General features: G+C 49.7%; 8 protein-coding genes and 1 pseudogene. 7 read left to right on the top strand and 2 right to left on the bottom strand.

The window, feature by feature from the left end:
• The 7 genes from HWQ67_RS08135 to HWQ67_RS19890 all read left to right on the top strand — a co-directional run.
• The coding region (locus HWQ67_RS08135; RefSeq protein ID WP_218252187.1) for a TolC family protein at positions 1-674 on the top strand (674 nt) is incomplete at its 5' end.
• A 239-nt stretch (positions 675-913) separates the two neighbouring features.
• Positions 914-2,014 (top strand): efflux RND transporter periplasmic adaptor subunit, encoded by a 1,101-nt coding sequence (locus tag HWQ67_RS08130; RefSeq protein ID WP_218252186.1) that lies wholly within the window; start codon positions 914-916, stop codon positions 2,012-2,014.
• A gap of 3 nt (positions 2,015-2,017) precedes the next feature.
• Positions 2,018-5,218 (top strand): efflux RND transporter permease subunit, encoded by a 3,201-nt coding sequence (locus HWQ67_RS08125; RefSeq protein WP_218252185.1) that lies wholly within the window; start codon positions 2,018-2,020, stop codon positions 5,216-5,218.
• Positions 5,219-5,453: 235 nt separating this feature from the next.
• Positions 5,454-6,956, top strand: a complete 1,503-nt coding sequence (locus tag HWQ67_RS08120) for a mCpol domain-containing protein (RefSeq protein ID WP_218252184.1) — start codon at positions 5,454-5,456, stop codon at positions 6,954-6,956.
• 121 nt (positions 6,957-7,077) lie between these two features.
• On the top strand, positions 7,078-7,665 hold the full coding sequence (gene hisB / locus HWQ67_RS08115) for an imidazoleglycerol-phosphate dehydratase HisB (RefSeq protein ID WP_218252183.1): 588 nt from the start codon (positions 7,078-7,080) through the stop codon (positions 7,663-7,665).
• Positions 7,665-8,261, top strand: a complete 597-nt coding sequence (locus HWQ67_RS08110; protein ID WP_218252182.1) for a YkgJ family cysteine cluster protein — start codon at positions 7,665-7,667, stop codon at positions 8,259-8,261. Before hisB ends, HWQ67_RS08110 begins: the two co-directional genes overlap by 1 nt.
• Entirely contained in the window at positions 8,254-8,382 is a 129-nt protein-coding gene (locus HWQ67_RS19890) for a hypothetical protein (RefSeq protein WP_255317176.1), read from the top strand. Before HWQ67_RS08110 ends, HWQ67_RS19890 begins: the two co-directional genes overlap by 8 nt.
• A 42-nt stretch (positions 8,383-8,424) precedes the next feature.
• On the opposite strand, the gene HWQ67_RS20205 is transcribed toward HWQ67_RS19890, so the two are convergent.
• Both HWQ67_RS20205 and HWQ67_RS20470 read right to left on the bottom strand, forming a co-directional pair.
• A complete protein-coding gene (locus HWQ67_RS20205) occupies positions 8,425-8,928 on the bottom strand; it encodes an FG-GAP repeat domain-containing protein (RefSeq protein ID WP_052567101.1) in 504 nt (167 codons plus the stop codon).
• Between the two features lie 39 nt (positions 8,929-8,967).
• Positions 8,968-9,456: pseudogene (locus tag HWQ67_RS20470) on the bottom strand (lectin-like protein); the annotation flags it as partial.
• Positions 9,457-9,533: the final 77 nt, after the last annotated feature.

Genomic DNA, 9,533 nt, shown 5'->3' with positions numbered 1-9,533 from the left:
CCTCAAAACGCTTCCTGGGCCTCATGATTGGTTCAAGCGAGCCGTATGGCATTGTGGATGAGGATATCATCATAGAACTGCTTCCGTATGAGGAATACAACGCCGGCGCTGCCAGGAGGGCCGACGTGCTCTCCATGGAAAAAAATAACGAAACGGCAAAAAAAATGATAAAAATGGCACAGGCCGAATATCTGCCTTTGATCGGTGTGGGTGGCAACTATCAGTTCAACGATCGCAACATACCGTTTGGCTCCGACGGGGATAGCTATCAGCTTATGGCGTTTATGCGGATAAACGTATTTGACGGCCTCAAGCGTGAGCACGAAATAGCAAAGGCCAGGTACAAGGCCAAAGAGGCGGCAGAGTATCTGGAGGGACTGAGGAAACAGGCCGGGTTTGAGGTCTATGACGCCTATCTTGGGGTCGTGGAGAGCGAAAAGAAGCTGGCCCTGGCGCTGGATGCCCTGAGCGCTGCCGAGGAAGGACTGAGGCTTACGGCCAAGCGATACGCCAATGCCATGGCCCCGATGGTCTCCCTGCTGGACGTGCAGGCGGCTACGGACAAGGCCAGTGCAGATGTTGCCGCGGCGAAGGGGCAACACATCATAGCACTGGCGACACTGGAGTTTTATGCCGGGAGAATTTTAAATGTTTTTGATATACAGAGGAGATAGCGGCAATGTTAAGACATAAGGTATTTTTACAGCGCGTTTCGATTCGGTGCAATACAAAAAGAAAGGGGCTGTTTGTGGCAGGGGCGGGTGCGACCCGCTGCGAGAAAATCGTGCCCCACCCCCTCCGCCCCCCTTCAGAACCCCCTGCAAGGGGTCACGGCCCCCTTGACCCCGTAAAAATGCCACGTACTTTGTATTTAATTAACTCGAAGGTTACTATATTACTTGTGATAATAGTTTTGCTGACTTCATGTGAAAAGACCAAACATGAAACAACAGAGAAGGTCTCCCGTCCGGTTGTAAAAGGCGTCACAACGGAAAAGGTTGCAGCCACGGAGGTGCAGGACGTCTATGAGAGCAGCGGCACGGTCAGGGCGGAGAACATCACCGTGCTATCGGCCCGCGTAATGGGTCAGATAAAGGCCATCCACGTCAAAGAAAGCGACACGGTACGGGCCGGAAAAGTCCTGATCGAAATAGACGATACGGAGTTTGCCAAAAAGCTCGCACAGGCACAGGCCGCACATGCCGAGGCGAAGGTCGCCCACGATATGGCGCTGGAGACAAAACGCCTCGCCGATATCACCTACACACGCTACAAGCGACTCTATGTAGAGAAGGTACTGACTGCCCAGGAGTTTGACGAAGTCGATGGCAAGCGCAATATGGCTGCCCTGTCGGTGCAGCAGGCAAAGGCGATGATTGGACGTACCGAGGCCGCCATTAACGAAGTAAAGGTGTACTTTGGCTACACGAAGATCACAGCCCCCTTTGACGGCGTTATAGTCAAAAAGATGGTTGAAGCCGGAACGATGGCCGCACCGGGGATGCCCCTTATAACGATTGAACAGGCTGGAAACTACACGATAAACCTGAGCCTCGATGAACGCATGTATAATCACGTAGCCATCGGGCAGAAGGTCAACATCCATATAGATGCCCTGGGCAGCAGTGACACGGGTACCGTGTCCGAGGTCAGCCCACAGGTAGACGCTGCCAGCAGGACGTTTATCATCAAGATATCCGTAGCCGTTAGGGGCGTTAGAAGTGGCTTTAATGCCAGAGTTGATATCCCCGGCGGTATGCGCAAGGTCATCCTGGTGCCGCAGACCGCAGTGGTGGAGAAGGGTCAGTTGACCGGCGTTTACACCGTCAGCAAGGAGGGTGTTGTAAGTTTCCGGATGGTTAAGGCCGGCAAGGTCTATACGGACAAGGCCGCCGTTGAGGTGCTCTCCGGGCTGAATGAGGGCGATGAGGTAGTCGTAGGCGGTGTGGGCAATGCCATCGACGGTGGGACGATTTCCGGGACAGGGGCAACATCCACTGAGGGTACAAAGTAGGACATGCAACACCTGGGGATATCAGGCAAGATAGCGGCTTCGTTTATAAAGTCAAAACTCACGCCGTTAATTGTCTTTGCCTCTCTGCTGATGGGGTTGTTTGCCGTCTCCGTGACCCCGCGCGAGGAAGAGCCGCAGATAGTGGTGCCAATGTTTGATGTCATGGTCAGCTATCCGGGGGCGTCTGCCAGGGAGATGGAACAGCTTGTCACATACCAGATGGAGAAGGTTCTTTCCGAAATCACGGGTGTGGAGTACGTCTACTCGGTGACAAGACCCGGTTTCACGCTGGCCATAGTCAGGTTCTACGTCGGTGAAGACACCGAAAAAAGCTCCGTAAAACTTCATCAAAAACTCGCCGCCAACTTCGACAAAATCCCCGCAGGTGTCTCACGGCCATTGATCAAGCCCAAGTCCATTGACGAGGTGCCGATAGTGTCTCTGACGCTTTCAAGCGACGAGTACTCCGCCTATCAGTTGAGACGCGTTGCCATGCAGGTTGCGGATGAAATCAAGAAAGACAACAACGTCGCCGAAATATACGTCACCGGCGGACAGACGAGACAACTCAGGGTGACGTTCAGCCCGGAAAGACTCAAGGGATATGGACTGTCACCGCTATATATAATCAATGCGCTCAAGAACTCAAACGTACTGATCCCCTCCGGGGTGTTCCAGCAAGACAACGTGGAGTACGTAGTTGAAACCGGCAAGAACTTGCAATCAGCACAGGACGTCAGAGACATCATTGTAGGTGTCCATAACGGCTCTGCCGTCTATCTGAGAGACGTGGCCGATGTCACGGACGGCCCTGGTGAACCATCCAGTTACGTCTTTATGGGCCACGGGGCACGGGCAAATCACCCCGGCCTCTCAAACGCCGTCACAATAGCCCTGGCAAAAACCAAGGGGGCAAATGCCACCACAATTGCCGAACAGGCCATCGAAAAAGTGGAACACCTAAAGGGTTGGCTCATCCCTGATGGCATCAACGTCACCGTGACACGCGACTACGGCAAAACGGCAAAGGAAAAGTCCGACTCCCTACTGGAGCACCTCTTAATTGCAACGTTTTCGGTAATCCTGCTGATAGCCTTCACTCTTGGATTTAAGGAATCGATCGTGGTGGCGGTGGCCGTTCCGGTGACGCTGGCCCTTACGCTGTTGATAAACTACCTCTTTGGTTATACGCTAAATCGCGTGACGCTCTTTTCACTGATCTTTTCAATCGGCATACTTGTTGACGATGCCATAGTGGTCGTGGAGAACATCCACCGACACTTCAAACTCCACGGGGCAAGCGTAAGCAGTGCCGTAACAGCCGTGGATGAGGTGGGTAATCCGACGATCCTGGCCACATTTGCCGTGATCGCCGCCCTTATGCCGATGGCCTTTGTCAGTGGTCTGATGGGGCCGTATATGAGACCAATCCCGGTTGGCGTCTCATACGCCATGATATTCTCCCTGCTGATCGCCTTTATCGTGACCCCGTGGATGGGCTACATGGTACTCAAAAACGTTAAGCACGACTCCCACAATTCCCCGGAACAGGACGACGAAGGACAGGGAATGTTATCGCTCTATGAAAAAATAATGAAACCGCTCCTTGAGCATCGCCTCTATAGATATGCTGCCCTGCTGGCAGTGTTGTCGCTTCTGGGTGGAGCTGTATCGCTATTGCCGCTGAAGTTGGTGACCGTCAAGATGCTCCCGTTTGACAACAAAAGCGAGTTGCAGGTGATCATAGACATGCCAGAGGGCACCACGCTTGAAAAAACAGCCGAGGTCACACGAGCCCTGTCGGAATACATAAAGACCGTTGCCGAGGTCATGGACTTTCAGTTGTACATAGGGACGTCTGCCCCGTTTAACTTCAACGGTCTGGTCAGACACTACTACATGCGTCAGGGTGCCAACATGGCCGACATCCAGATAAACCTGCTCGACAAGAGCAAGCGTACCGCCCAGAGTCACGACATAGCCAAGCGTATCCGCGCCCCGCTCGGTGAGATAGCCGCCCGCTATGGCGCCAACATAAAGATTGCGGAAATCCCCCCCGGCCCGCCCGTAATGAGCACGCTAGTGGCCGAGGTCTACGGTCCCGACACGACACGACAGATCGAAATCGCCAGGGACATTATGGGAATCTTCAAAAAGACCGATGGCGTTGTTGACGTAGACTGGATGGTGGAGGACGACCAGGTCAAGTATGTCTTTGAAACCGACATGGACAAGGCATCCCGCAGTGGCGTCAGTGCCGAGGCCATTGCCGGTACGATGAGGACAACCCTAAGCGGTATGAGTGTAGGGCTCCTGCACTCGGAGACCGACAAGGAACCGGTGGAGGTGGTGTTACAGGCCACACTGCAAAAGAGGTCAGGCCTCAGTGTCCTGGAGGGCATCACGGTGCCTTCGCAAAACGGCACGTTGTTACCGCTGATGGAACTGGTACGTATCAAAAAGGAGACCGAGGACAAGACCATCTATCACAAGAACCTCAGGCGGGTCACATACGTCACCGCCGACGTGGCAGGCAAAGAGGAAAGCCCCGCATACGTGATCCTCAAGATGAAGGATGTCATCAAAGGGTTAAAACTCCCCGAAGGGTACGAGCTTAAACAGTACTTTTCCGGTATGCCCTGGCTTGACAAGACGTACTCGATGAAGTGGGATGGCGAGTGGCAGATAACCTATGATGTGTTCAGGGACATGGGAATAGCCTTTGGCGTTGTGCTCGTGTTGATATACGTATTGGTTGTGGGATGGTTTAAGAACTTCATCACGCCCCTGATAATAATGGTACCGATTCCACTTACGCTCGTTGGCATCCTGCCCGGGCACTGGATGATGTGTGCGTTTTTTACGGCCACCAGCATGATAGGCTTTATAGCGTTGGCCGGGATAATCGTCAGGAACTCGATACTCCTGGTCGATTTCATCCAGGTCGATTGGAACGAATCCGGCAATCTCAAGGATGCCATCATCAAGGCCGGTGCGGTGAGGTTTCGGCCAATTGCGTTGACTGCGCTGGCCGTCCTGGTAGGCTCCCTCGTAATGCTCTTCGATCCGATCTTTCAGGGCCTTGCCATTTCCATGATGACCGGGGCGGTGGTTGCCACGTTATTGACGCTCATAGCGGTCCCGTTGCTGTTTTACGAGTTCTACAAGAACAGGAAATGCCCCACCACCGTGGATGAGTGTTAGGCAAGAAAGAAGGAGGGCGGCTCCGCCCCCTCCTCAGACCTCCCCTGCAAGGGGGCCAGCCCCCTTGACCCCATAAGGGGTTGGGTGGTTAGGTTGAGGGTTAGGTAGAAGTTCCATAGTTTATCAATTCTCATTGTCTGCTTTATCATCTAAATTGCTGCGGATATTTGTGTTTTGAGTTCTTATGATGTATAATATATATATATGACAGTGATAGACCAATCAGTTTCGTAACATGGAAAATAAAGAGTATAGGTTTAAATTAATCATGGCTGGTAATATGAACATTTACACGATGATCAATGCCATTATACGTGCAACACTAGAATTGAGGTCTAATACTAAGAACGCATACGTTATATTTCACCAGATACATATTTTTCACACGGAACAGTCCCTCAGTGCGCTATTTAATACTGCTGAGAAATGGCAGGAAACTCTGGAGCAATACAGTATTTCCACAACGGCAATAGTGCATCATGTGGCCAAATTAGAAGTTGAAAACGTCAAGCGGTTCGACGATATTGTGGAACAATTGCAAACAATAGTAAACCCCCTTTATAATGAATACTATTATGTTGATATATCTGGAGGTGTTTCGTCATTAAAGACTATCTTAGCTATATTTGCATATGTTCTTGACATCGAGCATGTCTATTCGCTGGAGGTCAGTTTTTCTAAAGACCCGGCAACAAGACAAAGACAGTCAACGCTATTCTACGAACAATTAGAGGCCGAAGGGCTTGACATCAAATATAGCAAACTTCCATCAATCAGGGGCTTTGATAAGTTTGGGCGATTCAATTACACCGAAATTCTTAGACATCGCCAGATTATTAACGACATTACAGAAAACATGAAACAATTACTTCCTGCAAATTTCAACTTAGAGCACTTGCGTTCATCCTTGCTCTCTGGTATAAACTCAAGGCTTATTGCAGAAGCAACAGGGGAAAGTTATAACTATCGCCATTCGGTCTTCTCTTTTTCAGCCGGTATTGAAGAGGTCGTAAATATAATCTTAAACATTGCAAATAATGCAAGCATAGAGAAAGAAACTTTGGGTGTCAAGTTAGGAGAAATCAAAAAACTATGTGCAAGTAAAGAAAAATACTTTATAAATGAAGAAGTCTTGGAAAATTTGACAAAGTTGATGAGTGGAATTCGTAACAACATAGCCCACCCTAACCCTGAAGAAGGACAAAATCAAGAGCTGCTGGCAACCCAATCACACCTGTCTGCACAGTTGGCAATAACGTTCATCAAGTTCGCTATCAATACACTATTACCTTTCTTGGATCAAAGTGGTAAATTTATTGAAATTCACGACGTCGATCATAAAGAAAAAGATAACACCATCTTTTATTTCGGATTCGATGGAGATGCAACTGGTGATTACCTTGAGACTGCGTTTGCCATGTCAGATAAAGATGAGGGAGAGGTAAAACTGAGAAGTAATATTTTACGTGAAGCTATCATAAAGCTTAAAAAGATAATATATAGATCAACACGAAATAATAACTCTATAATCTTTGCAGAGGGTGATAACATACTATTTAAACATAGATTTGACAATACACTTCTCCATACAATACAAAGTGTGTATAAAGAAAAAACAGGATTGTACAGTAGCATAGGATATGGAAAAACCTTAAGAGACGTTATGATAGCGCTACGACTGGCTAAGGCTAAAACAGGAAATAGCGTTGTTGGTATAAGTATTTTAGTTCAACATTAAGGCAAGAATAATTCAGTTATCATCACCAACCACCAACGATGCAATAGCGGAAAGCACCGAGCGATTAAAAACAGCACAGGCGGACAAGGCACTGAAAAAACAGCAAGATAGGAGTATCTGAATGAACAGAAGGGCACAGACACACAGAGAGACAACGGAGACGGATGTCAGCGTCGAAATAGACCTCGATGGCAGCGGAGAGGCGCACATCGACACCCCCATACCGTTTCTCAACCACATGCTTAACCTCATGGCCAAACACGGCCTGTTTGACATCAACATAACGGCCAGGGGCGACACGGAGGTTGATTACCATCACCTGATGGAGGACATAGGGATCACCATCGGGCAGGTGCTGTCACAGGCGCTTGGCACCAAGGAGGGGATCAATCGCTACGGCACGGCAATCATCCCGATGGACGAGTCGCTGGCGGAGGTGGTCATTGACCTCAGCGGACGGCCATACCTGGTATATCACGTCAAGGAGACCCTCGGTACGCTCAAGGACCTGCAGGTATCACTCTTTGAGGACTTCTTCAGGGGCCTGAGCAATCACGCCCTGTGTAACCTGCACATCATACTGCACTACGGCAGGGACGCCCATCATATATACGAGGCCATATTTAAGGCATTTGCGCGGGCGCTCTCCGTGGCCGTCGCCAAGAATCCACGGGTCGAGGGCGTGCCCTCCACAAAGGGGACACTGTAATGGCGGCAAATGACCTGACTCCGTTTATGGATAAGCTGGGCGAAATATATCTGGAAATCGACGAGCAGTATGCCCACATGCAGGGTGTCTATAACGGCTTTGGTTGTGACGGGTGCGATGACAACTGTTGCACGACCGTGTTTTACCACTACACACTGATCGAGGAGTACTATCTGTTTCGCGGACTGGCTGAGATCACAGATCAACAATTGGTCGAGGCCGTATTGCAGAATGCCGAGACCTACCGTCTGCAGGTGGCCAGACGTCCGCATGACAGCCACATGCTGAGGCTCATGTGTCCGGTGAACCATCAGGGGCGTTGCATTGTCTATGAGCACAGGCCGCTGATATGCCGTATCCACGGTGTAGCGGCGGTGTTGCATTCGCCGACGAAGGGCAGGCAGCAGTGGGATGGTTGCCAACAGTTTGTGCAACAATACGGCGAGGACGTGAAGACCAAGGGACAACTGCTTGATCGGACGCCGTTTTATTCCAGGATTGCAACGCTTGAGAAGCAGCTCAGGGAGGAACTGGTCTATGTGCAAAAGGTCAAAAAGACGATAGCCGACATGATAGTTGACTTTGCCAATGGATGAAATAACAGCAGAGGTCTCAAGAGAGGAACTCATTAGTTTGTCAATAAACCTTATACAAAAGACAAGGAGGCTGATTACCAACACCGTAACCAACCTCCTTGTTGTGCATCTATCCTCTTAACAGTTACTTACCGGATTTACCGAAAGCCTATTTACCAAGAGCCTACTTAATAATATCCCAGTCACTCATGGGGACTAGCCCAATCACCTTTTTGTCGGCTATCTCCATGCCGTCCATGAACCAGACAACCAACAGTCCTGAAGTCATGTTATGCCAGACGATATCGTACTTGCCGTCCTTGTTGAAGTCTCCAACCTTCTTGATGTGCCAGTTGAGGTCTGACATCGTTATGGGCGAGCCCTTGCCTGACGCTGAGGCACCATCCATAAGCCAGATACCAACCTGACCGCTCTTTGAGTTTTGCCACAGGATATCAGCCTTGCCGTCGCCGTTGAAGTCGCCCACGCCCTCGATCTTCCAGGTCAGGTTGTCAACCGTCCCCGGTGTCCCGTGTGTGAGTACCGTTCCGTCCTCCTTCATGAGGTAGATGTATACCATGCCCGTTGTCTTGTTGTGCCAGAGGATGTCGTCTATGCCATCGCCGTTGAAGTCGTACTTCAGCCCCCTTGTGGTACTGGTGCAACCTGATGTGAAGGTGACGGTCACGCTTTTACTTGAGGTTACGTTTACCGTGCAAGTGTTAGCGTTTGTGGTATCGCAGCCCGTCCAGGTGCCGAATGTTGAGCCGGAGTCTGCTGTTGCGGTTAATGTCACGGTCGTGCCGGTGTTGTACGATGCAGAGCATGTGCTTCCGCAGTTGATCTTGCCGTCTGCGCTTGTTACGCTGCCGGAGCCGTTGCCGGACTTCGTGACGGTCAGGGTGTACTGAGACGGTAATGGTGATTCCCATTCGCAAAGTGAAACTTTGGAGTTAGAACAATCGCTATCATTCCATTTCCATTCTGTTCCTGAATTCCATTGTGTTTTCGGGGGCCAGTATTCGAGACAATTCTCATTTCCCTGATAATTATCAGGTTGATAACTATCCCAATTTGTAAATTCCAATTTTTCGTTAGTTACCCATTTCCAGGTGCCTTCTGATTCTGCATCAGTTGCTCCAAGCCAACAAAATTTGTCATTAGGAGTAACTGAAAATAAGTTATCCTCGAGTTTTCGAAAAATAAATTTTAGCAATGGTATACACCTTGCTTGACCAACACACTTAGAGTAGTGTACAATAAATTGATAGGATTGTCAAGATAAAAAATTAA

Origin of the sequence: Candidatus Magnetobacterium casense, from assembly GCF_019173545.1 — a bacterium.
Lineage (GTDB): Bacteria > Nitrospirota > Thermodesulfovibrionia > Thermodesulfovibrionales > Magnetobacteriaceae > Magnetobacterium > Magnetobacterium cryptolimnobacter.
Note: the sequence above shows the minus strand (reverse complement) of the source record. Positions and strands in the feature narration are given on the sequence as shown.

What these genes read in the sequence shown, in the direction of transcription:
- hisB (WP_218252183.1), top strand. Translation starts at nt 7,078, where the DNA reads ATGAACAGAAGGGCACAGACACACAGAGAGACAACGGAGACGGATGTC.
- HWQ67_RS08110 (WP_218252182.1), top strand. Translation starts at nt 7,665, where the DNA reads ATGGCGGCAAATGACCTGACTCCGTTTATGGATAAGCTGGGCGAAATA.
- HWQ67_RS08120 (WP_218252184.1), top strand. Translation starts at nt 5,454, where the DNA reads ATGGAAAATAAAGAGTATAGGTTTAAATTAATCATGGCTGGTAATATG.
- HWQ67_RS19890 (WP_255317176.1), top strand. Translation starts at nt 8,254, where the DNA reads ATGGATGAAATAACAGCAGAGGTCTCAAGAGAGGAACTCATTAGTTTG.
- HWQ67_RS08125 (WP_218252185.1), top strand. Translation starts at nt 2,018, where the DNA reads ATGCAACACCTGGGGATATCAGGCAAGATAGCGGCTTCGTTTATAAAG.